Annotated in this window: 25 protein-coding genes and 2 pseudogenes; 7 read left to right on the plus strand and 20 right to left on the minus strand. The window is 64.2% G+C overall.

Annotated elements, in window-relative coordinates; translation table 11 throughout:
* Positions 1 to 50: 50 nt before the first annotated feature.
* Positions 51 to 1,970, plus strand: a complete 1,920-nt coding sequence (locus tag ABIB26_RS08980) for a TRAP transporter large permease (protein ID WP_354241555.1) — start codon at positions 51 to 53, stop codon at positions 1,968 to 1,970.
* A gap of 4 nt (positions 1,971 to 1,974) precedes the next feature.
* Positions 1,975 to 2,880 carry an NAD(P)-dependent oxidoreductase gene (locus tag ABIB26_RS08985; protein WP_354241556.1) on the plus strand — a complete coding sequence of 302 codons (906 nt, stop codon included), beginning with the start codon at positions 1,975 to 1,977 and terminating at the stop codon, positions 2,878 to 2,880.
* 315 nt (positions 2,881 to 3,195) lie between these two features.
* On the opposite strand, the gene ABIB26_RS08990 is transcribed toward ABIB26_RS08985, so the two are convergent.
* Both ABIB26_RS08990 and ABIB26_RS08995 read right to left on the minus strand, forming a co-directional pair.
* Positions 3,196 to 3,327: a hypothetical protein gene (locus tag ABIB26_RS08990; RefSeq protein WP_354241557.1), complete on the minus strand. Its 132-nt coding sequence runs from the start codon at positions 3,325 to 3,327 to the stop codon at positions 3,196 to 3,198.
* 84 nt (positions 3,328 to 3,411) lie between these two features.
* The gene (locus tag ABIB26_RS08995) at positions 3,412 to 3,579 is read right to left on the minus strand and encodes a hypothetical protein (RefSeq protein WP_354241558.1); all 168 of its coding nucleotides are present in this window, start codon (positions 3,577 to 3,579) and stop codon (positions 3,412 to 3,414) included.
* Between the two features lie 1,052 nt (positions 3,580 to 4,631).
* On the opposite strand from ABIB26_RS08995, the gene ABIB26_RS09000 reads away from it, so the two are divergent.
* Positions 4,632 to 4,976, plus strand: a complete 345-nt coding sequence (locus ABIB26_RS09000) for a DUF3846 domain-containing protein (protein ID WP_354241560.1) — start codon at positions 4,632 to 4,634, stop codon at positions 4,974 to 4,976.
* 84 nt (positions 4,977 to 5,060) lie between these two features.
* Here the strand turns inward: ABIB26_RS09000 and ABIB26_RS09005 are convergent, their stop codons facing one another.
* The 6 genes from ABIB26_RS09005 to ABIB26_RS09030 form a co-directional block, all read right to left on the minus strand.
* On the minus strand, positions 5,061 to 5,243 hold the full coding sequence (locus ABIB26_RS09005; protein ID WP_354241562.1) for a 2-hydroxycarboxylate transporter family protein: 183 nt from the start codon (positions 5,241 to 5,243) through the stop codon (positions 5,061 to 5,063).
* Between the two features lie 190 nt (positions 5,244 to 5,433).
* Entirely contained in the window at positions 5,434 to 6,516 is a 1,083-nt protein-coding gene (locus tag ABIB26_RS09010) for a sugar kinase (protein WP_354241564.1), read from the minus strand.
* Positions 6,507 to 7,184 carry a bifunctional 4-hydroxy-2-oxoglutarate aldolase/2-dehydro-3-deoxy-phosphogluconate aldolase gene (eda, locus tag ABIB26_RS09015; RefSeq protein ID WP_354241566.1) on the minus strand — a complete coding sequence of 226 codons (678 nt, stop codon included), beginning with the start codon at positions 7,182 to 7,184 and terminating at the stop codon, positions 6,507 to 6,509. Before eda ends, ABIB26_RS09010 begins: the two co-directional genes overlap by 10 nt.
* Entirely contained in the window at positions 7,181 to 7,951 is a 771-nt protein-coding gene (gene kduD / locus ABIB26_RS09020; protein ID WP_354241567.1) for a 2-dehydro-3-deoxy-D-gluconate 5-dehydrogenase KduD, read from the minus strand. Before kduD ends, eda begins: the two co-directional genes overlap by 4 nt.
* Entirely contained in the window at positions 7,948 to 8,973 is a 1,026-nt protein-coding gene (locus ABIB26_RS09025) for a zinc-dependent alcohol dehydrogenase (protein ID WP_354241569.1), read from the minus strand. Before ABIB26_RS09025 ends, kduD begins: the two co-directional genes overlap by 4 nt.
* A 60-nt stretch (positions 8,974 to 9,033) precedes the next feature.
* Complete coding sequence (locus ABIB26_RS09030; protein WP_354241571.1) at positions 9,034 to 10,356, minus strand: L-fuconate dehydratase; 1,323 nt, start codon at positions 10,354 to 10,356, stop codon at positions 9,034 to 9,036.
* Between the two features lie 309 nt (positions 10,357 to 10,665).
* On the opposite strand from ABIB26_RS09030, the gene ABIB26_RS09035 reads away from it, so the two are divergent.
* Positions 10,666 to 11,388 (plus strand): GntR family transcriptional regulator, encoded by a 723-nt coding sequence (locus ABIB26_RS09035; RefSeq protein WP_354241573.1) that lies wholly within the window; start codon positions 10,666 to 10,668, stop codon positions 11,386 to 11,388.
* A 22-nt stretch (positions 11,389 to 11,410) separates the two neighbouring features.
* Here ABIB26_RS09035 and ABIB26_RS09040 read toward each other — a convergent pair whose 3' ends face one another.
* The 5 genes from ABIB26_RS09040 to ABIB26_RS09060 form a co-directional block, all read right to left on the minus strand.
* On the minus strand, positions 11,411 to 12,949 hold the full coding sequence (locus ABIB26_RS09040) for a UxaA family hydrolase (RefSeq protein ID WP_354241575.1): 1,539 nt from the start codon (positions 12,947 to 12,949) through the stop codon (positions 11,411 to 11,413).
* Positions 12,950 to 13,101: 152 nt separating this feature from the next.
* Positions 13,102 to 13,824: an amino acid ABC transporter ATP-binding protein gene (locus tag ABIB26_RS09045; RefSeq protein ID WP_354241577.1), complete on the minus strand. Its 723-nt coding sequence runs from the start codon at positions 13,822 to 13,824 to the stop codon at positions 13,102 to 13,104.
* Between the two features lie 14 nt (positions 13,825 to 13,838).
* Positions 13,839 to 14,528 (minus strand): amino acid ABC transporter permease, encoded by a 690-nt coding sequence (locus ABIB26_RS09050; RefSeq protein WP_354241579.1) that lies wholly within the window; start codon positions 14,526 to 14,528, stop codon positions 13,839 to 13,841.
* Complete coding sequence (locus ABIB26_RS09055) at positions 14,521 to 15,192, minus strand: amino acid ABC transporter permease (RefSeq protein WP_354241581.1); 672 nt, start codon at positions 15,190 to 15,192, stop codon at positions 14,521 to 14,523. Before ABIB26_RS09055 ends, ABIB26_RS09050 begins: the two co-directional genes overlap by 8 nt.
* Positions 15,193 to 15,278: 86 nt before the next feature.
* Positions 15,279 to 16,115, minus strand: coding sequence for a transporter substrate-binding domain-containing protein (locus tag ABIB26_RS09060; RefSeq protein WP_354241584.1), 837 nt, complete (start codon positions 16,113 to 16,115; stop codon positions 15,279 to 15,281).
* A 231-nt stretch (positions 16,116 to 16,346) separates the two neighbouring features.
* On the opposite strand from ABIB26_RS09060, the gene ABIB26_RS09065 reads away from it, so the two are divergent.
* The 3 genes from ABIB26_RS09065 (at position 16,347) to ABIB26_RS09075 (ending at position 19,865) form a co-directional block, all read left to right on the plus strand.
* Positions 16,347 to 17,063, plus strand: coding sequence for a GntR family transcriptional regulator (locus tag ABIB26_RS09065; protein ID WP_354241587.1), 717 nt, complete (start codon positions 16,347 to 16,349; stop codon positions 17,061 to 17,063).
* A gap of 91 nt (positions 17,064 to 17,154) precedes the next feature.
* Positions 17,155 to 18,663 (plus strand): aldehyde dehydrogenase (NADP(+)), encoded by a 1,509-nt coding sequence (locus ABIB26_RS09070; protein WP_354241589.1) that lies wholly within the window; start codon positions 17,155 to 17,157, stop codon positions 18,661 to 18,663.
* Positions 18,663 to 19,865 (plus strand): fumarylacetoacetate hydrolase family protein, encoded by a 1,203-nt coding sequence (locus ABIB26_RS09075; RefSeq protein ID WP_354241592.1) that lies wholly within the window; start codon positions 18,663 to 18,665, stop codon positions 19,863 to 19,865. Before ABIB26_RS09070 ends, ABIB26_RS09075 begins: the two co-directional genes overlap by 1 nt.
* Here the strand turns inward: ABIB26_RS09075 and ABIB26_RS09080 are convergent.
* From ABIB26_RS09080 to ABIB26_RS09110, 7 genes and pseudogenes are all read right to left on the minus strand, one after another.
* The gene (locus tag ABIB26_RS09080) at positions 19,862 to 20,533 is read right to left on the minus strand and encodes a FadR/GntR family transcriptional regulator (protein ID WP_354241595.1); all 672 of its coding nucleotides are present in this window, start codon (positions 20,531 to 20,533) and stop codon (positions 19,862 to 19,864) included. The two genes, ABIB26_RS09075 and ABIB26_RS09080, sit on opposite strands and share 4 nt — an antisense overlap.
* Positions 20,534 to 20,567: 34 nt before the next feature.
* Positions 20,568 to 21,326: an SDR family NAD(P)-dependent oxidoreductase gene (locus ABIB26_RS09085; RefSeq protein ID WP_354241598.1), complete on the minus strand. Its 759-nt coding sequence runs from the start codon at positions 21,324 to 21,326 to the stop codon at positions 20,568 to 20,570.
* Positions 21,327 to 22,274: a fumarylacetoacetate hydrolase family protein gene (locus ABIB26_RS09090; protein ID WP_354241601.1), complete on the minus strand. Its 948-nt coding sequence runs from the start codon at positions 22,272 to 22,274 to the stop codon at positions 21,327 to 21,329.
* Positions 22,275 to 22,560: 286 nt separating this feature from the next.
* Positions 22,561 to 22,776: pseudogene (locus ABIB26_RS09095) on the minus strand (molybdenum cofactor biosysynthesis protein); the annotation flags it as partial.
* Positions 22,777 to 22,859: 83 nt separating this feature from the next.
* A pseudogene (locus tag ABIB26_RS09100) lies at positions 22,860 to 23,006 on the minus strand (hydroxyisourate hydrolase); the annotation flags it as partial.
* A gap of 96 nt (positions 23,007 to 23,102) precedes the next feature.
* Entirely contained in the window at positions 23,103 to 23,822 is a 720-nt protein-coding gene (locus ABIB26_RS09105) for a cache domain-containing protein (protein WP_354241604.1), read from the minus strand.
* 13 nt (positions 23,823 to 23,835) lie between these two features.
* A complete protein-coding gene (locus tag ABIB26_RS09110) occupies positions 23,836 to 24,597 on the minus strand; it encodes a FadR/GntR family transcriptional regulator (protein WP_354241607.1) in 762 nt (253 codons plus the stop codon).
* Positions 24,598 to 24,615 lie beyond the last annotated feature (18 nt).

A 24,615-nucleotide genomic window follows, 5' to 3' on the forward strand; every position in this document is an offset into this window, starting at 1 on the left:
CCGGCCCTCCCGCCAACATCCCGCTCTCAACGTCGACAGTCTGGAAGAACATGAAACGCTCCCTCGCTCCCGAGGAACTCGAGGAGGTCCTCCCGTCTGACGCGGAAGAGATCCTGCACCACGGTCACGTCCCGCCGCGCTGGAGCGGCGCCGTCTGGCTCGACAAGGCCCTTGAAGGGACTGTGGGCGCGGCGATCCTCGCCGAGCTCGTCGTCATCCTGCTTAACATCATGGTCAGGGTCATCACCGGTGATTCGGTGCTCTGGACCCAGGAAGTGTCGGAAATTGCGCTGCTGACCATCGCGTTCATAGGCGGTGCCATCGCGTATCCCAAAGGCGCGCACATGTCCGTCCAGGCCCTCATCATGCGCCTCCCGGAGGCGTGGAAGCCCTATCTGGCGGCGCTCGTCGACTGCCTCGTCTTCGTCATGAGTGCGGGGGCATTTGCGCTTTTCGTTCCGACCCTCGTCCAGCAGATCGAGGAAAAAACCCCCATCCTGCAGTTGCCCGTTTTCTGGGTCTCGCTGCCCTTCTCGGTCGGCATGGTCCTCATCGCGTGGTTTGCCCTCGTCAAGCTGTCGCGGCAGGAGCGTCGCCCCGTAATCGTCGCGGCCGGCATCGCCGGGCTGTTGATCGTTCTGGTCCTTCTGAGCCAGCCGCTCTTCTACTACGCATCCCCGAATGTTCTCCTCGGCGTGGTCCTCGCCGTGCTGTTCATTCTGCTTTTCCTGGGCCTGCCGATCGCCTTCGTCCTCGCACTGGCATCCGGGATCTACCTCTACCTGGGCGGCATCGCAGAGGTCAGTGCCATCCCGATCGGGATGGCCTCAGGGGCGAAGGGCTTCGTCCTTCTCGCCATCCCGTTCTTCATCCTCGCCGGAACAGTGATGAACTCCGCCGGACTGACGCTCCCGCTGGCCAAACTCGTCGATGCGCTCATCGGGCACCTGCGCGGCGGCCTCCTCCAGGTGGTCGTGGTGACGATGTACATCTTCTCCGGCATCTCCGGGTCCAAGGTCGCGGACGTCGCGGCCGTGGGCACGACGATGCGGGGCATGCTCGAAGAACGCAAGTACCCCCGTGGGGAAGTCGTCGCTGTATTGTCCGCCTCGGCCATCATGGGCGAAACCATCCCTCCGAGCATCGTGCTGCTCATCCTCGGATCCATCACCACCATCTCCACCACCACACTGTTCCTGGCCGGCTTCGTGCCCGCCGCGTTCCTGGCCCTGGTGGTCATGGGACTCGTTTTCTTCCGCGCCCGCAAACAAGGCGGGGTGGCCAGCCCCAAGGCAAGCTGGCGGGCCCGCGGCTCCGCTACCTTCTTCGCTATTCCGACGCTCCTGCTCCCCGTGGGCATGGTGGTCGGGATCCTGAGCGGCTTCGCGACACCCACCGAGGTGTCTTCCGTCGCCGTCGCGTACGCCTTCATCCTCGCCGCCGCGTACCGCCGCGGCAGCAAGCGCCTGCTCGGCGACACGCTCCGCGAAACCACGACCACCGCGGGAATGGTGCTGTTCATCATCGCCGCGGCCTCGCCGCTCGCCCAAACGCTCGCCCTGGCCGGCGTCTCGCAGCAGATCCACGACCTCATGTCAGGGCTGGGAGATTCGCCGGTGCTGTTCATGCTTTTCACTGTTGTCCTGCTGATCATCATGGGCCAGCTACTCGAGGGCCTTCCGGCGGTTCTGATCTTCGCGCCGCTGCTCCTCCCGATCGCCGTGGACTTCGGAGTCAACCCGGTGCAATACGCCATGGTGCTGATCATTTCCATGGGCATCGGCTCCTTCGCGCCCCCGGCGGGCGTCGGCTTCTACGTAGCCTGCGCGACCGCGCATGAAACCGTGGAAAGGAGCCTCAAGCACTTCTGGCCTTACCTCGTCGCAGTATTCCTAGGGCTCCTTGTGCTGGCTGCCGTCCCGTGGTTCAGTACGTTCCTGCCCGCCCTCGCCGGACTCATCCCGTTCTAAGCCGATGACTGCACAACTATTCCGGACGCCCGAGTCCGAGTCCCCGATGTCGGTCGCCCTCCTCGGCACAGGACCGATGGGTGCGCCCATCGCACGGAACATCCTAGCCGGTGGGGTCCCGCTCACCCTCTGGAACCGCACGGCCGCGAAAGCCAAGGCCATCGCCGGAGGACGTGTCGTGGCCTCCCCGGCTGATGCTGCCAGCGATGTCGTCCTGACCGTGCTGCCCGACCTCGCCCAGGTCGTGGCCTTCCTCCCCGGAGCAGACGGTCTGCTGGCAGGATGGAGGGCGGCGGGAATCCTCGACCCCGTCCTCGTCATCCACGGCACGGTGTCGCCCGTAGCGGTCGCTGCTTTTGCCGACGACTGCCTCAGGAACCATGGAGTGACCGTCCTAGATGCACCGCTGAGCGGGGGGACCATCGGGGCGGAAGAAGGCCGGCTCAGCACCATGGTCGGGGGACCTGGCTCCGTCGTAGCCCGGCTCACGCCGCTGTTCGAGCTGTACAGTTCGACCGTTGTCTGGTTCGGCAAGACTGGCGCCGGCTCGACCGTGAAGGCATGTAACCAGATCGTCGTCGCCGCAACAGTCACGGCCGTGTCCGAGGCGATGGCACTCGCGACCGCGACCGGACTGGACCTCGAGAAGGTGCAATCCGTCCTCGCCGGCGGCCTCGCAAACTCCGAAGTCCTACGGCAAAAAGGGCGACGGTGGATCGAGAAAGACTTCGAAGGGGGCGGGTCCGCCAAAAACCAGCTCAAGGACCTTACCTTTGTGACTGAAATCGCCGCCGACCTGGACATGGAGCTGCCGCTCTCCATGAGCGTCAAGAGTGCTTTCGAAAAAATGATCTCCGCCGGCAGCGGCGATCTGGACCACACCGGGATCTACCGCACCATCCTCGAATAGAGCCGCATACGGGCTCAGCCGTAAACCAGTCAAGATGCTGTAAAGGATCATGTGGAACGGCAGATGGCGGAAGCCCCGAGAGCGACTCGATCCGCCGCCCGTCATCGCGAGACAAACGACCACGATTCCTTCACAGTCCCCCACAGCGATGATGTGACTTTCGGGCAGACGCGCGAACATCAGGAGCGGTGAACTATCCACGGCAGGACCGAACGCGAACGCCGACAACGGAGCTGACCAAAGTGAGAATCCGGGATGCCCACCGGAGCCCTATGCCGCAGATTCTGCACCGGGATCGCTTCGGACTCACAGATGCTAATCCTGCGGCTCAATTGCCGCGCGGATGGCCAGCGCAATCCCGGGCGGCCGCCTGCTGGTCTCCCCGGCGGCCATGGTGACTACGTCGGCGAGCAGGCCGCCAGCGGCGGGGAGCTTCGGACGATGCACGCCACCGTCCCGTTCCTGCTGCGGTTCCTCGGCGAGTCGCGGACGACGGCGGGACGTCCCGCCGTCGTCCGTTCCTTGGTCCTGTCAGCGCCCGCGGTTGTGCATGAGGTTTTTGGTGCGGGAGTAGTCATCCAGTGCGTAGATGGACAAGTCGCCTCCATAGCCGAAGCCCTTGAAGCCGCACGGGACCTCGTTGGCAAGCACAAGGTGTGAATTGACCCAGACCGTGCCGGCGTCGATCTTGGATGCCACGTCATGGCTGCGTCGGGCGACGTGGGTCCAGACCGAGGCGGCGAGGCCGAAGGCACGTCATTGGCGCGGGCGATCGCTTCTTCTTCGCCGGCAAGGTTTCGATGGTGACGACCGGCCCGATGATCTCCTCGCGTGAGCATTCGGCAGAGGCAACGGATTCGTGGAGAAGCACCCGGCATGCTGCTCCGCATTGCCCGAATTGCAGTAGCCAGCAGCCCGCAAGGACGTTGCCGCGGCCGCAGGTCGGCGTCGGGGAAGATCACCACCGGGGGCCTTGTCGCCGAGCTCGAGGTGGACGTGTTTGAGTGATTCGGCGGCTCCTCGGGAAACGGCCGGCCGCTGTTGACCGACCCGGTGAGCGCAATCATGTCCACGTCCGGGTGTTCGGAGAGGCGGGACCGACGACGGAGCCGCGGCCGGTGACCACGTTGAAGACCCACGGCGGCAGGATGTCGGCCAATTTAGAAAGCGGAGATTAATGTTCTGAACCGCGGCAAGAATAGCGTCGTCCAGCACGCGAGGCCTCTATGTCTAATAAAGGATCCCTTGGACGGCCAACGTGAGAGAGCGGATCCGGCGATGTGGGGAAATCGACATTTCCCGCGCACGCCTTTAACCCGAGAATATGCAAAATCGTGATGGCGGCTACTGGGCGCAACAGGGCGTGACTACCGGCGGCGCCAGGCATGTGTGGATGCGCCATGCGGTGATTTTCGAAGCTTGTGGTGTTTTTCCGGGAACTGGCATTAAATATATAAGTGTGTATGGTATGGGGTAGATGCACGGCATAGAAAGGTGTGTGATTCCGCTGTCAGGAAAATCTCCCAAAAGGGTCAGCGCCAAAAAAGCGGAAAAATCGATTCTCGAAAAGAGAGCCGACAAAAGAGCTAAAAACGAAACTAGTGAAATTCAGTTCGTAAAGCCGCGCAAAAACCAGCGCTAATAAACTGCGGGCAGCCGAATGCGAGACTCCTAGCCCCATTCGGCTGCCCGCACCGCTCCCGCCGCCGCTGGGACCCCACGCCATTCGTTTCAGTCACAAGGACAAGACCATGAACACCACCTACAACGCCCTGATCGTCCCGGCGCACCCCACTCAACCGGTGCGCATCGAAACCGTGGACACGGACATGGCAGCACTGCAGCGACTGGTTGCTGGAAACATTGAATCCATCACCAGCAGCGACTGGCATGTCTACTTGAACGACGAGGGCTACCGCCTGGCCCAGAACGACCGGGCAGAAGTGCTCATCCGCGAAGCAGGCGTCCACCTCGACGACACCCTCAACGGGACGGCGGTGTTCCTTGGCCACGGAAGCCGCGGAGATGAATCAGACGCTCCCCGCCACCTCATCCGGCTTGCCGAGCAGCTTTTCGACTCGCCGCTGGCGGCCTAACCAGTAAGGGCACGGCACCAAACGCAAGCGGACGACGGCGGGAGGTCCCGCCGTCGTCCGCTTCTCCTGTTGTATCCGGGACGGTCAGGACGCCGTCAGGTGGATCAGCGAGGCTGCCGAGATGACCGTGGTGACGCCGCCGATGCGGGTGGAAATCTGGGCGAACGGCATAAGGTTCATGCGGTTGGAGGCGGAGAGGATGGCGACGTCGCCGGTGCCGCCGAGCCCGCTGTGGCACGCCGAACACCGCGCCCGTGCACTCGACATCGGTGAGCGCCTGGAGGTGCTCAAGGACTACCCGACTTCCCCGGGCTGCACGACTCCGTTCGCGCCCACCTGGATCACCGACGTTCGCGCCCACATGGATCACCGAGATGGTGCGCCGACAGCACGATAAGCCGACAGCACGATAAGTAGGAAGGTCCGCCCACCCCAGGCGTGCGACTGAGTGGTGTGCCTACCGGTTCGTGAACGTGCGCTGTCCTTGAGCCGCCGTCAGGACTTCCGTCAGGGTCGCCATGGAATTGTCGCCGGGCGTTGTCATGGCCAATGCACCGTGGGCGGCACCGATTTCAACGGCTTCTTGAACAGGGAGTCCCTGCAACAAACCGTAGATAAGGCCGGACGCGAATCCGTCCCCGCCACCAACCCGGTCCAGAATCTCCAGGTCCATCCGTTCCCGGGAGGTAACGGTTCCCGTCGCTGCTGTGTGGCACATGCCTTGCCAGTCGTTCCGGCTGGCGCTGCTGACCCTGCGGGTGGTGGTGGCCACCATGCCCAGATTGGGAAACCGGACCAGTGTCCGGGAGGCGATCGAGGTGAAACGCGCCGCTCCAACCAGGGCCTCGGAGGGAGATTCGATGCCAAGCCTGTCGACTAAGTCGGTTTCACCCCCAATGACGACGTCGGCGGCTTCGGTTAGCTGCGTGAATACGTCGGCGGCCCGCTCCTGGCCTCCGTGGTCTGCCCAGAGGCTCGGACGGTAGTTGAGGTCAATTGAGACAACCGTGCCGTGTTTCCGGGCGGAAGTCATGGCGGCGATCGCAGTCGCACAGGAGTTTTCGGAGAGCCCGGCGAAGATGCCGCCGGTGTGGAACCAGCGGACGCCGCGCACGCCGAAGAGGTCCTCGAAGTCGACGTCGTCGGCGCGCATTTGCGAAACTGCCGTATTTCCGCGGTCGGAGACGCCGCGCGCGCCGCGAATGCCAAAGCCTCGTTCTGTGAAGTTCAGCCCGTTGCGGGCATCACGTCCCAGACCGTCATACGGGACCCACTTAAGGAGGGATGTGTCCACGCCGCCGGCGCGGGCCAGGCTTTCGATGAGATGTCCGATGTCATTGTCGACGAGTGCTGACAAGGCCGCCGTCCGCTGCCCGAAGACATGGCTCAGTGCACGGATCGCGTTGTACTCGCCGCCGCCCTCCCAAACGTCGAATTGACGGGCCGTGCGGATCCGTCCCGCGCCCGGATCCAGACGCAGCATGATCTCACCCAGTGCCACGGCATCGTAGGACGCGTCTGTCTTGACCGTCAGAGGCATCTGATCGATCCCTTGTCCATGCGGTGATGCTCGGCCAGCGCTGAACGGGTTTCAGCGCACAGCCGGGCAATTTCCTGGAAATTGCCCGCAACAATCGCCGCGCGGGGGACCATCCAGCTGCCGCCGGCAGCGAACACAGCAGGATGGTCGAGATAGGTGTTCACGTTGTCCGGGCGCAGGCCGCCGCTGGGCATGAACCGCACCTCGGGGAAGGGGCCAGAGAGCGCGCTGAGCATCGGCAGGCCGCCTGCTTGTTCGGCGGGGAAGAACTTCACGTGCCGGAGGCCGGCGGCTACAGCTGCCTGCAGTTCTGAGGCTGTTGCGACTCCCGGGATGGCGGTGACTCCGCGTTCACGGCACCGTGTGACGACGTCGGCTCCGAACCCGGGGCTGACGATGAACTTCGCCCCCGCATCGGCGGCGAGATCCACATCCGCGGCGTTCAGCACAGTTCCGGCACCGAGCAGGAGATCGGTGCGCCCGCGCAGCGCTTTCAGCGCTTCCAGGCCGGCCGGCGTGCGGAAGGTGATCTCGGCGCAGGGAATTCCGCCTGCAACCAGGGCGTCGGCGAGTTCGTTCGCCCCGGCCGGGTCATCCAGGACCACCACCGGAACAATCTGGATTTCAGCGAGCATCCCGGTGACGGTTGCTGTCGAGGTGTGAGTCATCGTCCCAGCCAACCGCCGTCCACGGATAGCACCGTGCCGGAGACGTAGTCCGAGGCGCGGCTGGCCAGAAAGACGACGGCCCCGGCCATGTCATCGGCAGTGCCCCAGCGGCCGGCCGGGATGCGGTCCAATATTGCTTGGGACCGGCTGGGGTCGTTGCGCAACGCCTCCGTGTTGTCCGTGGCGATATACCCGGGTGCGATCGCGTTGACGTTGATGCCGTGGACCGCCCATTCGTTGGACAGCGCCTTGGTCAGTCCGGCGATGCCGGATTTGGCGGCGGTATAGCCGGGGACGTTGATGCCGCCCTGGAAACTCAGCAGGGACGCGGTGAAAATGATCTTGCCCCCGGCGCCGCGCTGGATCATGGACTGGCCGATTTCGCGGCTCAGCACAAACTGCGAGGACAAATTCACCTGCAGCACATGGTCCCAGAGGTCGTCCGGGTGCTCTGCCGCAGGTGCCCGCTCGATTGTGCCCGCGTTGTTGACGAGGATGTCGACAGGCCGCTCCATGGCGGCAAGTTCAGCGCCAAGGGCGCCGACGGCGGCCCGGTCCGAGAAGTCGACGGTGCGGGCGCTGAACGTGCGCCCGAGTGACTCGACCGCCTGGGCGACCTCGCTGCCCTCGGCCTCCAGGGTCGCGCTGACGCCGATGATGTCGGCTCCGGCGGCGGCCAGGGCCTCGGCCATGGCCCGGCCCAGCCCGCGCTTCGCTCCGGTGACAACAGCCAGCTTCCCGGTCAGGTCGAAGGGATGTGTGCTCACGCCGGTACCGCCTGGCAGTCGACGAGGATTTTCATGGCGTCGCCGGCAGCGAGCCGGCTGAAGGCATCAGCCGTCCGCTCGAGTGGAACGGTTCCGGTGATCATCTGATCGGCCGGTATGACACCGGCAGCCAGCATCTCTACCGCGGTTTCGAAGTCCCGGCGTTCGTAGACCCGGGCGCCCACGATGGTCAGTTCGCGCCAGAACACCCGCTGCAGGTCCACGGGCCGGGGCTGGGGGTGGATGGCCACGATCACGAGCCGGCCCCGCACCTTTGCCAGCGCGGTCGCTCCCAGCACCGCGGCTGCAGCCCCGGAAACCTCGAAGACGACGTCGGCGCCGGCGCCGCCTGTCCACGTGTTGACCCATTCGACCTGGTCCTGCGTCTGCGGGTCCAGTACTGCAAAGCCCAGCTCTTGGATCATGGCGCGGCGGTCGCCGTCGAGTTCCAGCACAACAACCTCGGCGCCGGCGTGCCGGGCAGTGGTGGCGATGAGGACGCCGATGGGTCCGCCGCCGATGACGACGGCTTTCTCGCCCGGCTGAATCTCGGCGCGGCGGACGTCGTGGACCGAAACCGCAACGGGTTCAACCAGTGCGGCGTGATCCAGGCGCAGGGAATCCGGCAACCTGACAAGGACGTTCTCCGGAACGTTCCACTGCTTCTGCAGCGAGCCCGCCGAATCGATGCCGATGAAGTTCAGGTTCTGGCAAATATGCTGATGTCCGGCCTTGCACGCCGGGCAGTCCCCGCACCAGTCAAGGGGCATGACCGTGACCGGGTCGCCCAGATTCCAGCCGCTGACGCCTTCGCCGAGTGCTGAGATGCGGCCGGACATTTCGTGCCCGATGACCGCCGGAAAGGTGACCCGGGAGTCCATGTTGCCGTGCAGGATGTGAAGATCGGTCCCGCAGATTCCAGTGAAGGCGACGTCGATCTGGACCTCGCCCGGCGCAGGCGGGCGCTGACTGCTCTCGACGATGTTGATGGTGCTGTTGCCGATGTATGTTGCCGCTGGCATGGCTTCTTCCTTTGCTGGGAGGCTTTGTGGGGCCGGGACAGGCCCGGCGCCGCGGGTGACTTAGACGCTGACGGGAGCGGCGTTCCTGGTTTTACCCCAGTACGAGCCCGCGGGAAATGAGAACTCGGCCAGGGTGGTCTCGAACATCTCGGCGCTGTATCCGGGAAGGGACGGCAGCATGTACGCGCCGTCGCGCACGATGCAGGGATCGACGAAATGCTCGTGGAGGTGATCAACGAACTCGGTGACCCGTCCCTCCAGGCTTCCCGAGACGGCAACGAAGTCGAAGATCGACAGGTGCTGCACCAGCTCGCAGAGGCCCACGCCGCCTGCGTGCGGGCAAACCGGGACCCCGAATTTGGCTGCCATGAACAGCACGGAGAGAACCTCGTTGACGCTGCCCAGCCGGCAGGCGTCCAGCTGGCAGTAATCGATGGCCTCGGCCTGGAACAACTGCTTGAACAGGACACGGTTCATTCCGTGCTCGCCGGTGGCTACGCCGATCGGTGCCACGGCCTTCCGGACCGCTGCGTGCCCGAGAATATCGTCAGGGCTGGTGGGCTCTTCGATCCACAGCGGCTTGAATTCGGCCAGGGCACTGACCCATTCGATGGCCTCCGGAACATCCCAGACCTGATTGGCGTCAATCATCAGGTGGGCGTCGTCGCCAATGACTTCGCGGGCGATTGAACAGCGGCGGATGTCGTCCTGAAGATCGGCGCCGACCTTCAGCTTGATGTGACGGTAGCCCGAGTCCACGGCCTCCTGGCAGAGCATGCGGAGTTTGTCGTCGGAGTAGCCGAGCCAGCCAGCAGACGTGGTGTACGACGGGTATCCGGACACATCCAACTGCGCGATCCGGTCCTTGCGTGTTCCTTCGAGGTTCCTCAGCAGCTCCAGTGCTTCATCGCGCGTGAGTGCGTCCGAGAGATAACGCATGTCCGCGGCGTCGACGAGTTCTTCCGGGGTCATCTCGGCCAGCAGTTTCCACAGCGGCTTACCGGCCCGTCGTGCGGCCAGGTCCCACACGGCGTTCATGACCGCGGCAAGGGCAAGGTGAATGACGCCTTTCTCCGGACCGAGCCAGCGCAGCTGGGAGTCGGACTGCAGCTCGCGATAGATGCCGCCAAGGTCCGACGTGATCTCCTCGACGCTGCGTCCGATCAACGGCAGCGCACGCTGTTCGGCGGCGGCGACGCAAAGATCGTTGCCGCGGCCAATCGTGAAGGTGAACCCGTAGCCCGAGAGCTGCGGATCGTCGGTATGGAGGACGACGTAGGCGGCGGAGTAGTCGCCGTCCTTGTTCATGGCGTCAGAGCCGTCCGCGGTCAGCGATGTGGGGAAGCGGACGTCGACTACGTCCACCCCGGTGATGACTGTCATTTTGATTCCTAACGAATGAGCTGGTGAATGCGGGTGTGGCGTTCCAAAGGTGATGCCCAGTCCGCCGAATGCAAGCCGGGTGATCACCCGGCGGATCCGGGGTACCGTGTGCGGTTGGTATTCGTAAGAGATCAGATCCTATAGGAATACTCGTAATTATATATAGGGTGTGATCTGAGTCAAGCAATCGGTGTTGCCAGCCGGGCCATGTGCGCGTCGGCGCGGGTGGGATCGTGTGTAAAGTGCTGGGCAGCGGCCGATCACATATGCTTCGTTGAGGCCACGCTTACGGAGAGACGGAGGAGCCTGATGCCAGATAGGACTCCCGTAGACCACGCCAAGGTCCCCACGGGTGAGGTGTACACGTTGCTTCGCGCGGCCATCATGTCCGGGGAAATCGCGCCGGACTCGCGAATCAACATCGAGGCCATTTCGCGGACCTTTGGCGTGTCCCAAACGCCGGTTCGTGAAGCGTTGCAGCGCCTCGAGGGGGACAACCTGATTGTTTACGCACCGGGCAGGGGATACAGCACTACGGCCCTCCTGGATTTTCAGGGTCTGCATGATCTCTTTGAGTTCCGGCTGCTCGTCGAACCGTGGGCGGCCCGGGCGGTAGCAGTAGACAGGCTTTCCAACCCCGGAACCCGGCTCCTCCAGGAGGTGGAAAAGTTCGTCGACACGGCGGCTCCGGACCAGGATCTGCGTCAGGATATGGTGGCGCACGATGCCCGGTTCCACGAATTGATCCTGACGGCAACCGGAAACCCCGTCATCGGGCAGGCCTACGCACAGACCCACTGCCACTTGCACATCTTCCGCTTGTATCCCCGGGACCTCGACAGGCCTGCCACGATCGATGAGCATCGAAAGATTGCCACCGCCGTCGCCAATGCTGATCCGGAGACGGCCGAGCAAGCCATGTCCGACCACATCAAAAACTCATTTGGACGGTTTTCCCTGGCCTTTGACCTCAGTGCGGGATCCGCGACGCTGGCACACACCAAGCGACTACCCCTCCGGCTCCAGCACTAGGACCATCAACCGCCAGGAACGGCTACATCACCGTGCCGACCATCCATGGAACGAATTCCTTGTCGCCGTAGCCGAAGTCTTCGCTCTTGGTGTGGGTTCCCGAGGCAACGTCGAGGATCTTCCGGAATATTTCCTCTCCCAGGTCTTCGATCGTGGTGGTGCCGTCGGCCACGCCGCCGCAGTTGATGTCCATGTCCTCGGTCATGCGGCGGTAGAGTTCGGTGTTTGTCGCGAGTTTGATGCTGGGCACGGGAGCGCAGCCAAAGGCTGATCCGCGGCCGGTGGTGAAGCAGACGAGATTGGCCCCGCCGGCAACGATGCCGGTCACCGAAACGGGATCGTGGCCGGGGGTGTCCATGAACACAAACCCCTTCGAGGTGACTGGTTCCGCGTACTCCACGACGTCCGCGAGGGTGGTGGTGCCTCCCTTGGCGACGGCGCCCAGGGATTTTTCGAGAATGGTGGTGAGGCCGCCGTCCTTGTTGCCCGGGGACGGGTTGTTGTCCATGGATCCAGAGTTTTTCGCGGTATAGTCGCGCCACCAGTCGATGCGTGCCAGCAGCTTGAGGGCCACGGCCTCCGTGGCCGCCCGCCGGACCAACATGTGCTCGGTGCCGTAGATTTCGGGGGTCTCGCCGATGATCCCCGTCCCTCCCTGGTGGACCAGACGGTCCACGGCGTTGCCGAGAGCGGGATTGGCTGTGATTCCGGAGTAGGCATCGGAGCCGCCGCAGTTGGTTCCGAGAATGAGCTCGGATGCAGGGACGGTGGTTCGCTTCGTCTCGTTGACCTGCCCCAGCATGCCGGTGAGCCAACTGATGCCGGCGGCAACGGTCTTGGACGTTCCACCCAGCTCCTGGATGGTCGAATAGACGATAGGCAGGTCCGTGCGGAGCTGAACGTCCTGGGTCAGTTGATTGATCTGGTTGTCTTCGCAGCCAAGGCCCAGCACCAGGAAGCCGCCGAAATTGGGATGGGTGAGGTACCCGCGCATGGTCCGGCGGAGGATGTCCATCCCCTCGCCCTCCTGGGCCATGCCGCATCCGGTGCCATGCGTCAGGGCAACGACGCCGTCGACGTTCTCATACTGGTCGAGCACACCGGAGTACCGGAGGCGCTGGACGATCTGGCTCGCTGCCGTGGCGGAGCAGTTGACCGTACTCAGGACACCGATGTAATTCCGGGTTCCGACCCTGCCGTCGGAGCGGACGTAGCCCTGGAATGTTGCCCGCTCGCTGAGGGGCAGAACGGGTTCATCCTTGGCGTCCACGCAGAATTCGTACTCGCGTTCGAACTCCTTGTAGTCCAGATTGTGCAGGTGAACGTGGTCCCCGGTGCTGATGTTCGACCGGGCGAATCCGATGATCTGTCCGTATCGCCGGACTGCCTCGCCCTCGGCAATGTCACGTACGGCGACCTTGTGGCTGCGCGGAATCGCTGCGGCCAGCGTCACTAACTGCTCGCCCGCACTGGCCGTTGAGGCCAGCTGCATGTCCTGGGTGGTGATGGCCACGTTGTCTTCGGTGTGAAGGTGAATGAGGGGCGCAATGGCAGCGGTCACGGGGATAAACCTTTGTTCGATGTTTCGGCAGGACGAATGCAAATCGGTCTTCGATGGAGTGGACACGTCCGGCGGTAGGTTATGCACGGAAATCCGGCGTCCGGTTGGGTTATGCCCCAACCGGACGCTGAAAGGGAGCCGGTGTCCGGTGGCTAGAGAACCTTGCTCAGGAATCCCTGGGTTCTTCCGTGCTGGGGAGAGGAGAAGATCTCTTCCGGTGTGCCTTCCTCGACGATCCGTCCCTGATCCATGAAGATCACCCGATCGGCCACTTCCCGGGCGAACCCCATTTCGTGGGTGACAACCACCATGGTCATGCCCTCCTGTGCCAGGTCCTTCATTACCGCCAGCACTTCACCGACAATTTCGGGGTCGAGGGCCGATGTGGGTTCATCAAAAAGCATGATTTTGGGATCCATCGCCAGGGCGCGGGCTATGGCGACACGCTGCATCTGACCGCCCGACAGGTTCGCCGGGAAGGCGTCCATTTTTTCCGCAAGGCCGACCTTGGTCAGCAGCATTTCAGCCTTGGCGCGGGCATCCTCCTTGGAGGTTTTAGCGACCTTGAGCGGGGCAAGCATGACGTTGTCGATGACTTTCAGGTGCGGGAACAGGTTGAAATGCTGGAAGACCATTCCCGCCTCCTGCCGGACCAGGTTGATATTGGTCTTCGAATCGTCCAGCCGATGCTTGTTGATGACGATGCTGCCCGAGGAGATCGTCTCCAGGCCGTTCATGCACCTCAGAAAGGTGCTTTTGCCGGACCCTGAGGGACCGATGACGCACACCACCTCACGCTCGCGGATGTGGCAATCAATTCCCTTGAGCACATGGTTCGGCCCGAACTTCTTATTCAAATTCTCAACAAAAATCACTGGTGTGTTCCGATCTAAATGCCCGCGGGCTCTGGAAGTTTGAGGGGGTCGACATGGACGCCGGTGCGTTTCTCGTAGAGCCGGCCCAGCCGGGAGATGCCGTAGCAAATGACGAAGTACATGGCGGCGACCACCAGGAACGTCTTGATGGGGTCCCCGGTCAGGTTGGTGACAATGTTCCCCGCATGGGTCAGTTCGAGTAAGCCGGTGACCGTGACCAGAGACGAATCCTTGACCAGGCCGATGAGGAAGCCGATGCCTGGCGGAACCATGATCTTCACGGCCTGGGGAAGGATGACGTATCTCAGTTTCCGCCAGTAGTCCAGGCCGAGGGCATCCGCTGCTTCGCTTTGTCCCTTGGCCACGGCTTCGATGCTGCCGCGCACGATCTCGGCTACGTAGGCGGCGGCGAAGCAGGTCAGGGCGATGACGGCTGAGGAGAACTTGTCCGGTTCCAGGCCGGGAAACAGCAAGGGGATCCCGAAAAAGACGAAGAAGATGATGACCAGAACGGGAATGCCGCGTACGCAACTGATGTAGATGGTGCTGATCCACCGCGCGATCCTGCTCGGGGATGTCCGGGCGATGCCGAGGACCAGGCCAAAGATGACTCCGAGAATCCCGGATACCGCGCAGAGCTGAATTGTCAGCCATGCCCCCTGGGCCAGCGGAATCAGGTCCTGCCAATCGAAGGGCCTAAACATGGGTGCCCACCGCCCACCGGAACAGCGTCGTTTCGGCCCGCTTCGAGGCCAGCGACATCAGGGCTGATACTCCGAGGTAGAGAAGCCCGCCGACGGCGAGTACCTCGATGGTCCGGTACGTTGTGTTGCTGACGCTCATGATCGCGTTGGTCAATTCAGGAAGCGAGATGATGGATCCAATCGACGAAGCCAAAAACAGCAGAATGAGCTGGTTGGTCAGTGCGGGGAAAACGTTTCGGGTGGCCGGCAGCAAGACGATGTACCGCACGATCTGGGCGGGCTTCATACCTAGCGCTTTGCCAGCTTCCCGCAGGCCGGGGGGCACCGATTCGAACCCGGCCCGGTAGATTTCCGCCGTGTATGCGGCATTGTTCAGGGTCAGGCCGATGATGGCCGCCCAGACCGGCTCGAGGTTGATGCCCAGGGCGGGAAGGGCGAAATAGATCAGGTACAGCTGTACCAGCAGAGGCGTGTTGCGGATGGCCTCGATGTAGCAGGTGCACAGGATGCTGAGTGGTTTTCCGGGCCCCACCTTCCCCAGGTACACGAGAACACCGAGGGCGCTTCCCGCCAGCATGGCCACGAGTGTGATGTACAAAGCCGTCCAAAGCCCCTCGAGTAACAGCGAGCTGAACGGGAGAAGGTCTCCGAAATATAGAGCCATGAGCAAGGGATCCTATCCGTGAACGGCAGGGGTGGGTGGAGACTGCATGTCATCCACCCACGCCTGAGGTCGCGTTCGAATGCTGTCTAGTGGGCGAGGAACGGAGGGAGGGCCAGCCCGAACCACTTCTGCAAGGAGGCCTCGTTCTGTCCGGAGATGTTGTAGTTCCGGATGAAGTTGTTGAGGTAGTTAAGCCAGGTCTGGTCTCCCTGTTTGACTCCAATGGAGAACAGTGCCGGCTTGATGGGATCGCCCTTGAGAAGTTGGAACGAGGAAGGTTCCTTCTTCACGAGCCCGCCGATGATGGCGTTGTTTTCAATCAGCGCGTCCACCTTGCCGCTCTTGAGCGCCTGGATGGAGTCGGCTGTCGTATTGAAACCGGTGATTTTGGCGTTGGGGAAGCTGGCCTTGAGGATTTGCTCGCCCACGCTTCCCCGCGACGTGGCCACCGATTTGCCGTCAAGATCCGCGTAGCTGGAGATCGGGCTTCCGGCAGGCACCATGAAGACGGTGGAGCTCGCGGCGTACGGCTCGGACATGTCTACCACCTGGGCGCGCGCATCCGAAGCGGTGAAGGTGGCAATCACGACGTCGGCCTTATCGGTCTGCAGCAACGGGATGCGGCTTTCATTCGTCGCGGTGACGAACTCGACGTTTGCGCCCAGCGAGGCGCCGAGAGCGTTTGCGACGTCAATGTCGAAGCCCTCGTGGGTGCCCGTTGCATTCATCACGCCATATCCCGGGGAGTCGGCGCTGACGGCGATCTTGATGGTCTTCGTCTTGAGAATCTGCGTGAGGTGGCTGTCTCCGACGGCACCTGCTGCGGCACCGGATCCGTTCGAAGCGCCGGACGAGCAGCCCCCCAAAGTAAGGGCCAAGGCGACGGCCGGAACAAGAAGCAACTTCGGCGTTGCTCTGAACATGAGTACTCTCCTGGTGATTATTTACTGCGTAACGGAAGCGGACGGTGAGAGCGTTCCGGGATCCCCTGCTGCTCACACCGGCGGGAGATCCTGTAGGAATATGTTGTATCATATATGCAATGTGATCTAGGTCAAGTCCTTGACTATGCGGGCTGCTGCAGGCCGGCCCGCGATGCGACCCGCCGTTCCGGACGGCTCATGATCCCGACGGCTACGGAAATGGAGGGGCGAGTGACGGCATCAACCGCAAGCGACGTAACCCTGGCTAAGGTCGCCGCCAGCGAGGTGTATTCGGCCCTTCGCCAGTCAATACTGGATGGCGAAATCGCTCCGGGTACGCGCATTAACATCGATGCGGTGTCCAGGCGCCTGGGGGTGTCCCAGACTCCGGTCCGCGAAGCGCTGCAGCACCTGGAGGGCGACAACCTGCTGGTGTATTCTCCCGGCCGGGGTTACAGCACCACGCCCTTGTTGAGCCTGGCGGAGCTTCGTTCCCTGTTCGAGTTCCGGCTGCTGGTGGAGCCCTGGGCGGCGCGATCTGCCGCCGTGGACCGGCTGTCCAACCCCTCGGCTGCCCTGCGGGCCGAACTCGAGGTGCTCCAGCGCCAGGTCGATGGCACGGCCAACGTACCCCAGGATCTGCTGGCCCACGATGCACGCTTCCACGACGTGATCCTGGCCTCCGCCGGCAACCCGGTGGTCCAGCAGGCCTATGTCCAGACCCACTGCCACCTGCACATGTTCCGGCTCTACCCCGCGGACCTGGACAGCCGGGTGACGCTGATGGAGCACGGAGGCATCCGCGACGCAATTGCCGCCGCGGATCCGATGGCTGCCGAGGAGGCTATGAGTGCGCACCTCCGCAACTCCTTCCACCGCTTCGCCCGCGCCTTCGGCGCGGAGCCGGCTGCACTGCCGGGCACCGCGCCCGGGCGCATGACGACCTGACCCGCGGCTCCACTTGATCTGGGTCACATTGCATATATGATGCTATGCATCCATATATGATCCGTTCATCCGCTCAGGAGATAGAGACTTCATGGCAACGACGATTTCCAGCACCACCCGCAACGAGGCCTCAGTGAGGACCAGCGTGGAAGATTTAAACACGACCGTTGTGGCGGCTCACGCCGCGTTCCTGCTCGGACGACGCGCCGACTTGACCACCCGGGCAGGATGGCTCGAAGCGGTGGCCGCGGCCCTGGAGCAGGACGCCGATGTCTTGGTTCCGCTGGCCGCCGGCGAGACCAACCTCGGTGTAGCCAGGCTCCAGGGCGAACTGAAGCGCACCGTTTTCCAGCTCCGACTATTCGCCGCGGAAGTCCGCTCGGGTGAGCACCTGGACGCAATCATCGACCACGCGGATCCCGGCTGGGGGATGGGCGCCCGGCCCGATCTGCGGCGGATGAATGTTCCGTTGGGCGTTGTAGGCGTCTTCGGCGCATCCAACTTCCCGTTCGCCTTCAGCGTCATGGGCGGGGACAGCGCATCGGCCCTCGCGGCCGGATGCTCCGTTGTCTACAAGGCCCACGAGGGGCACCCTGGACTCTCGCTCCGAACGGCTGAAACCGTGCAGTGCGGACTCCGTGACGCGGGAGCTCCGGAAGGTCTCTTCACCCTGATCACGGGCCGGGCGGCGGCTAAAGCGCTGGTAGACCACCCGCTGGTTAGGGCCATCGGCTTCACAGGCTCCACCGCGGGGGGACGCGCGCTGGCGGAGCGGGCCTTCGCCAGGGCGGAGCCGATCCCATTTTATGGAGAGCTCGGCGGCATCAACGCCGTATTCGTGACTGAAAAGGCGTGGGCGGCGCGCAAAGAAAGCATCCTCAGCGGCTACGCGGCGTCACTCAGCCTCGGCATGGGGCAGTTCTGTACCAAACCGGGACTCCTCTTTGTCCCCGGGGGGACGACGGCGGAAGCCGGCGACATACTGCGCGCAGCGTTCACGGACTTCGAGCCGGCCCAGCTGCTCACCGAACGGCTGCACGAAGGCTATCGCAATGCCGTCAAGGAAGTTGCCGGACAGCCGGGAGTTGAGCCGCTGGTTGAGGGCAATTTCGATTCCGCCCCGATGCCGACCGTGCTGCGCGTGGCCAGTGCGGCGGTATTCGAGCAGCCCGAGCTGCTGCGCCAGGAAATGTTCGGCCCGGCCAGCCTGCTGGTTGAATACCGGGGGGAATCCGAGCTGACGGCTCTCGCCGAGCTGCTTGAGGGCCAGCTGACCACCACTCTGCAGGCCGAAGCGGACGACGACGTCAGCGAACTCGCGGCCCGGCTTGCCGACATCAGCGGACGCGTGCTCTGGAACGGCTGGCCCACCGGCGTGACCGTCAGTTACGCCCAGCACCACGGCGGACCGTACCCGGCCACGACGTCGACCACGACGTCCGTGGGGACGGCCGCCGTCGGGCGCTTCATGCGTCCGGTGGCGCACCAGGATTTCCCCGCCTCACGGCTGCCGGAACCACTGCAAGACACAAATCCATGGTCGGTCCCGCAACGCATCGATGGGACCTGGACCCGACCGCAGCCAAAGGTGGATGCCTGATGACTACTCCTAGCGACAACTTCCCGCAGCGCCTGACGATGAGGGACATACTGCCCGAGGACTCCGAGGACGCCCTGCTCATCGGCCGTGTCTGGGACGTTGCAACCGGGGGCCCACGCGTCGCGGCTTTCCGCGGGGAAGACGCATTCGATCTGCAGCCCATCACTGCCACGGTCTCGGATCTGCTGGAATCCAAGACCCTCCTCGCCGACGTCAGGGGGGGCATGACGGCTCCTCGCTGGCGCACAGCTGACATCATCGACGCGTCAATGTCGCGGGACACAGAGCGCTCCCATTTGCTGGCTCCGGTAGATCTGCAGGTCATTAAGGCCTGCGGAGTGACATTCGTGGACAGCATGATCGAACGGGTCATCGAGGAACGGGCCGGCGGCAATCCGCAACAGGCGGCAGAAATACGGGACCGCGTCGGCGCAGCCCTCGGCGGGAACCTGGCCGGCGTGCGGCCCGGATCGAAAGAAGCCGTCGAAGCCAAGACAGTGCTGATAGAGGAAGGGCTCTGGTCCCAGTACCTCGAAGTGGGCATAGGTCCGGACCCGGAGGTCTTTACCAAGGCACCCGTGCTCTCCTCGGTCGGAACAGGCGCGATGATCGGGATTCCGTCCTTCTCGTCCTGGAACAATCCGGAACCGGAACTGGTGCTCCTGGTCAACTCGATCGGAGCGGCCGTCGGAGCAACGCTCGGCAACGACGTAAACCTTCGCGACGTCGAGGGCCGCAGCGCACTGTTGCTGGGAAAGGCCAAGGACAATAACGCCTCCAGCGCGCTGGGACCGTTCATTCGCCTGTTTGACGGGGACTTCACCCTGGAGACCCTGCGCACCGAGGAAATCCTGCTCCAGGTCCAGGGCCCGGATGGGTATCAACTGACCGGGAGCAGCAGCGTCAGCCGGATCAGCCGCAGCTTCGAAGAGCTGATTTCTGCGACTCACGGCGACCACCACCAATATCCGGACGGCTTCGCTTTGTACACCGGCACCCTGTTCGCCCCTACGCAGGACCGGGACGAGCCTGGCCGCGGATTTACGCACCAAATGGGCGACACCGTGGAAATTTCCAGCTCCCATCTCGGAACCCTGATCAACCAGGTGGGAGCTACGGAAGAGCTGCCTCGATGGAACTATGGCCTCCGCGAGCTGCTGGGCTATCTCCACCGCGTCAACGTCGCCCCGGGCGCCGCTTAGACCGCTCCGCGGAGCCAGTTCTCGACGCCGGAGATGTGGACAGTCAGCAACGACCGGGCTAGCTCGCTATCACCCAGGCCCAACGCCTCCGCGATGGCGGCATGCTCGTCAATGGTGCGTGCGACCGCGCTCTCCTCGGTCAGACCGCGCCAGATCCGGGCCCGCACGGTGCCGCCGGAGAGGCCGTCAAGGAGGCTCGCGAGGTAGCTGTTGCCGCTGGCTTGGGCAATGATGCGGTGGAATTCCAGGTCGTGGGCGACGAGGGCTTCCACGGAGGTGCCGTTCCCGACCGTGGCCATGCTGGCTCTCAGCAGGCTGAGCTGGTCACTGCTGATTCGGCGGGCGGCGATGGCTGCAGCGGCCGGCTCCAGGATGCGGCGCACCTCGAACAGCTCGAGCACCGAGGTGTCCTGGTGCAGGTCCACGATGAAGGCCATGGCTTCTGTCAGCAACCGTGGCTCCAGGCTGGTCACATAAGTGCCGTCGCCGCGGCGCACATCGAGAATCCGGATGATTTCCAGCGCCTTGACCGCTTCCCGCAAGGAGCTCCGGGACAACCCCAGCTGTTCGCTGAGTTCCTTCTCCGGGGGTAGCCGCTCTCCCGCTTTGAGCTGTCCCTGCAGGATCATTTCCTTGATCTTCAGGATAGCTACGTCGGTTACGGTCATAAGGCTGGTCCTCCGGACAGCTTGATGGGTTGTCCTACTGAGCGGGGGCCGGCAGCCGCAGCGCCTGGAGGCCCCCGTCAACGGCGATGGACGTACCGGTGGTGGAGCCGGAGAGCGGGCTGGCCAGGTAGACCACGGCTCCCGCGACTTCGTCCGCGGTGACCAGCCGGCCGTGCGGCTGCCGTCCGTTCAGGGCCAGGCGTTCGGCGCCGGGATCGGCGGCGGCGTCCAGCAGCCGCCCCACCCAAGGCGTGTCCGCGGTGCCGGGGTTGACGCAGTTGACCCGGATACCTTCGCGCAGGTGGTCGGCCGCCATGGCCTGGGTGAGGGAGAGTACGGCCCCCTTGGTAGCGCTGTAGAGGGCGCGTTGGGGCAGCCCTGCGGTGGCGGCAATGGAGCAGGTGTTCACGACGGCGGCCGACGGCGACTGGCGCAGCAGCGGGAGCGCGGCGCGGGTGACGCGGACCATTCCGACGACGTTGATGTCCCAGACGCGGTGCCATTCGGCGTCGTCGTTGTCCTCGACTGTGCCAACCGCGCCGGCGCCGGCGTTGTTGATGACGATATCGAGCCGGCCAAACGAGGCCCGCACCGTCTCGATGGCGGCCCGTACCGAGGCGTCGTTGGAGATGTCGCAGACCAGGCCCAGCTGACCGTCCGGCAGACGGGTGGGGTTGAGGTCCAGCACGGCGACTGTGGCGCCGTACTCCTGCAGGCGGTCGGAGATGGCGGCGCCGATCCCGGAGGCCCCGCCGGTGACGACGGCGACGAGCGTCGTCATGTCCGGGCTCATCTAGGCTTCCTTGCTGATAGAGGCGGCGACAGCTGCGGAGCGGTGCGGATCCGCGGCATGGGACCGGGCAGTAGTTTGCGGCGCGGGAGTACGCACGTAAGTCTGGCGCTGCCGGCCCAGGCCCGCTATGGCGAGGTCGACGACGTCGCCCTCCTGCAAGTAGGGGTAGCGGCCGGAGAGGGCCACGCCTTCCGGAGTGCCGGTGAGGATGACGTCCCCCGGTTCCAGCAGCATGTACTGGCTCACGTGGTGCACCACGGTGGCGACGTCGAAGATCAGGTCCGCGGTGTTCGAATCCTGGCGCTCTTCCCCGTTCACCCAGCTGCGCAGCCGGAGGTTGCCTGGGTCGACCTCGTCGGCCGGGACCAGCCACGGCCCCAGCGGCGTGGACTTGGGAAGCGATTTGCCCTTGGTCCACTGTCCGGCCGCGCCCGGAAGCTGGTACTCGCGTTCGGAGAGGTCATTGGCCACGAGGTAACCGGCGACGGCGGCCATGGCATCCGCGGGCGTGCCCAGGTAGCTGGCTTCCCTGCCGATAACGATGCCAAGCTCCACTTCCCAGTCGTACTTGCGGCTGCCCGGCGGGATGGGGGCGTCGTCGTAAGGACCGGCGACGGTGTTGTTCGGTTTCAGGAATACCACCGGGGTCTCGGGCGCAGCGGACCCGGACTCTGCAGCGTGGGCGGCGTAGTTCATGCCGATGCAGATCAGGTTGTTGGGCCGGGCGAGTGGCGCTCCTATCTGCAGGCCGGCGGCCCCGGGGAGGACCGGCAAAGCGCCCGCTGCGAGGGCGGAGCGGAGCCTCGCGACGCCGTCGGCAGCCAGGAACACCCCGTCGATGTCCGCGGTGATGCTGCGCACGTCATACGCCGCTTCGCCGCCGTCCGCCCCCGAAGCGTAGACGACCGGTATCTCGTGTCCTGCTGGTCCCAGCCGCGCGATCTTCACTCTTGTAATATCCCTTCGGTCGCCTTCATGGGGTGTCTGTGTCATTGCGTTCCGATTGGCGCAAGGGGTAGACATCGGAGTTCTAGCTGGTGGTGCTGCCTTATTTCGTGCAGCTTGCGCTTGATTATACCCATCTTACTAATTTCGCGAAATCATACATCCGATGTTTGCCAGCAGTGCCTTTGCAGTGCCTTTGCCATCGGCGCCGGAAGGAAGAGCCGGGGCGGAGGCGGGATCTGACCCTTTTTCGTCGGAAGGGCCCGGGGTTAGGGTCCGCGTCAGGCCAGGGCAACCGCGACGGGCGCAACAGGGTCGCGTCGCCGGCGCGTTCGGGGTCGAGCGGCACGGGGCTGATCAGCACTGCCGGTCCGCGGTGCAGGACGCCGTCGGACAGCACCTGGCACCGCACGCCGCCCCGCCCGCGCATGGCTTTGTGGGCACCCGGGGCGAGCATCTCATCCATCCAAACGCACGGATGGGCAGGCCGCCCGGCCTTGAGCCGACCGTTCCGAGTTTATGTACAGATAATGACCCCAAAGTCGGCGCTTAAGGGCGGGATCCGTACATAAACCTGGGGGGCGGGGCCTAGCTGCCGCGGTAGGTGGAGAACGCGAACGGGCTCAGGAGCAGCGGCGCGTGGTAGTGCTCGCCGGCGTCGGACACCGTGAAGTTCAGGTCAACCTCGGGGATGAACGTCTCGGTGCCCTGGCCCGCGTAGTAGGCGCCGGTGGCGCTGGTGCCGGGGCGCTAAAGGAAGCCCTCGCCAAGGCCTGATCCCCAGGCTTTGGCGCCCGGACAGGCTTTGGCGCCCTGGTCGGGAGCGCCCGCTCACTCTCCTGCGGGACGGACCGCCGAGAGGATGCGGAACTGCCTGCCCACGGGATAGCTGGCGGCGCCCTCGGCCGCGGCAACGATGTCCCCGGCGTCAATGTCGGACGCGGCGCAGATGACGGTGCGTCCGCCGTCGTTGACGAGGGCAGCCCGCTCGCCGATGCGCCGCAGCAGCGGCAGCCCCAGCCGTTCCAGCGTTTGCGCCGTGACGTCCAGGCCCACGATTCCTGCGATGGCGCCGCCGTTGAACACCGGGTGGGAGAAGGTCAGCACATACTCGTCGGTGCAGAGCAGGTCGATGAAGGGCCCTGTGACGTGCGGTTTGCCGGTCTCCACGGGGATCCGGAACCACTCGGTCTTGACGTACCGGCTCAAGGACTGGGGGCTGAAGTTGGCCAGGGCATCCACCCGTTCCATGTCGTCGCCCTGCCACCATGCGATGTAGCTGCGGTCCGGTCCAAGGAGCCCCGGGCTGGCGATGAAGCCTGCCCCGACCACCTTGGAGTCCGGGGCCTGCAGCATGGATTGCACAGCGGGCCGGATGAACTTGTCCACGGCTGTCCCGGTCAGCTTGCCGCTTTCTGTTATCCAGGCGGTGGTGGCCGCAGCCCATTCGTCCAATTGCCGTTCCACACCGCTCACCAGGGCGTTGACGTCCTCCACGCCCTGGATCGCCGGGGAAATCGGTGCCTTCAGTTCGGCGCCGTTGCCGTCCATGTTTCTGCCTTCGCTAGTGTGGCTGCCCGTCCGAGTGTTCTTCCAGCAGCCAGTTGGTTGTCATGTGGATCAGGTCCTTGGTGCGTGCTTCGGCGCTGGCTTGGTGGTGCCCGGCGATGGCAATCGTCACGGCCTCGCTCAGTTCGGCCGTCCGTTCGCAGAATTCTGCGTCGCCGAAGGGCAGCAACGTCAGCGTGCCCATGTCAGCCTGCAGCCGCAGCAGTTCGCGGGCAAGCCGAGCCGATCGCGCCACTGCCGCGATTTCCAGTAGGAACTCCGACGACGCCAGCCGCCATTCCAGGGCCGTCGCCTGGGTTCCGTTCCCGGCCTCCGGGCGGATGTAGGCCCGTAACGCCTCGACGTCGCCGTCGTTCGACCGTTTTGCTGCGATGCTGGCGCACGTGGCGGCGATGGCCTGGCAGTGCAGGCCAAGGTCGCTGATTTGCAGGCGCGTCAAGGAGAGCAGCCGGGTTCGGGCGCGATCGCGCGAGGGGAGTGCGTCGTCGGCGATGAAGCTGCCGCCGCTGCGCCCGCGCACGGTGCGGATCAGGCCCTGGCCGCGCAGCTGGGACAGCGCCTCGCGGGTGGTCACTGCCGATACGCCCAGGGCACCGGCAAGTTCGACTTCGTTGGGCAGCCGCTGTCCGCTGACGAGGAGCCCGGTTTCCACGGCAAGTTCGATGCGCCGGCACACTTCATCGACCAGGCCGCCGGATTTGATGGGGGTGAAGACGGCGGCCAGGCTCCGTGATGCGCCCAAAGGGGAAAGTGACATGTGCCGACCTCCCTGGTG

The sequence above is a fragment of the Arthrobacter sp. UYEF20 genome (genome assembly GCF_040546335.1).
Taxonomy (GTDB): Bacteria; Actinomycetota; Actinomycetes; order Actinomycetales; family Micrococcaceae; genus Arthrobacter.

Bases quoted from the DNA above. Each gene is read 5' to 3' on its own strand.
- ABIB26_RS08980 (WP_354241555.1), top strand. From the start codon at position 51: ATGAAACGCTCCCTCGCTCCCGAGGAACTCGAGGAGGTCCTCCCGTCT.
- ABIB26_RS08985 (WP_354241556.1), top strand. From the start codon at position 1,975: ATGACTGCACAACTATTCCGGACGCCCGAGTCCGAGTCCCCGATGTCG.
- ABIB26_RS09000 (WP_354241560.1), top strand. From the start codon at position 4,632: ATGAACACCACCTACAACGCCCTGATCGTCCCGGCGCACCCCACTCAA.
- ABIB26_RS09005 (WP_354241562.1), bottom strand. From the start codon at position 5,243: ATGTCGAGTGCACGGGCGCGGTGTTCGGCGTGCCACAGCGGGCTCGGC.
- ABIB26_RS09010 (WP_354241564.1), bottom strand. From the start codon at position 6,516: ATGCCTCTGACGGTCAAGACAGACGCGTCCTACGATGCCGTGGCACTG.
- eda (WP_354241566.1), bottom strand. From the start codon at position 7,184: ATGACTCACACCTCGACAGCAACCGTCACCGGGATGCTCGCTGAAATC.
- ABIB26_RS09025 (WP_354241569.1), bottom strand. From the start codon at position 8,973: ATGCCAGCGGCAACATACATCGGCAACAGCACCATCAACATCGTCGAG.
- ABIB26_RS09030 (WP_354241571.1), bottom strand. From the start codon at position 10,356: ATGACAGTCATCACCGGGGTGGACGTAGTCGACGTCCGCTTCCCCACA.
- ABIB26_RS09035 (WP_354241573.1), top strand. From the start codon at position 10,666: ATGCCAGATAGGACTCCCGTAGACCACGCCAAGGTCCCCACGGGTGAG.
- ABIB26_RS09050 (WP_354241579.1), bottom strand. From the start codon at position 14,528: ATGTTTAGGCCCTTCGATTGGCAGGACCTGATTCCGCTGGCCCAGGGG.
- ABIB26_RS09055 (WP_354241581.1), bottom strand. From the start codon at position 15,192: ATGGCTCTATATTTCGGAGACCTTCTCCCGTTCAGCTCGCTGTTACTC.
- ABIB26_RS09060 (WP_354241584.1), bottom strand. From the start codon at position 16,115: ATGTTCAGAGCAACGCCGAAGTTGCTTCTTGTTCCGGCCGTCGCCTTG.
- ABIB26_RS09070 (WP_354241589.1), top strand. From the start codon at position 17,155: ATGGCAACGACGATTTCCAGCACCACCCGCAACGAGGCCTCAGTGAGG.
- ABIB26_RS09075 (WP_354241592.1), top strand. From the start codon at position 18,663: ATGACTACTCCTAGCGACAACTTCCCGCAGCGCCTGACGATGAGGGAC.
- ABIB26_RS09080 (WP_354241595.1), bottom strand. From the start codon at position 20,533: ATGACCGTAACCGACGTAGCTATCCTGAAGATCAAGGAAATGATCCTG.
- ABIB26_RS09085 (WP_354241598.1), bottom strand. From the start codon at position 21,326: ATGAGCCCGGACATGACGACGCTCGTCGCCGTCGTCACCGGCGGGGCC.
- ABIB26_RS09105 (WP_354241604.1), bottom strand. From the start codon at position 23,822: ATGGACGGCAACGGCGCCGAACTGAAGGCACCGATTTCCCCGGCGATC.
- ABIB26_RS09110 (WP_354241607.1), bottom strand. From the start codon at position 24,597: ATGTCACTTTCCCCTTTGGGCGCATCACGGAGCCTGGCCGCCGTCTTC.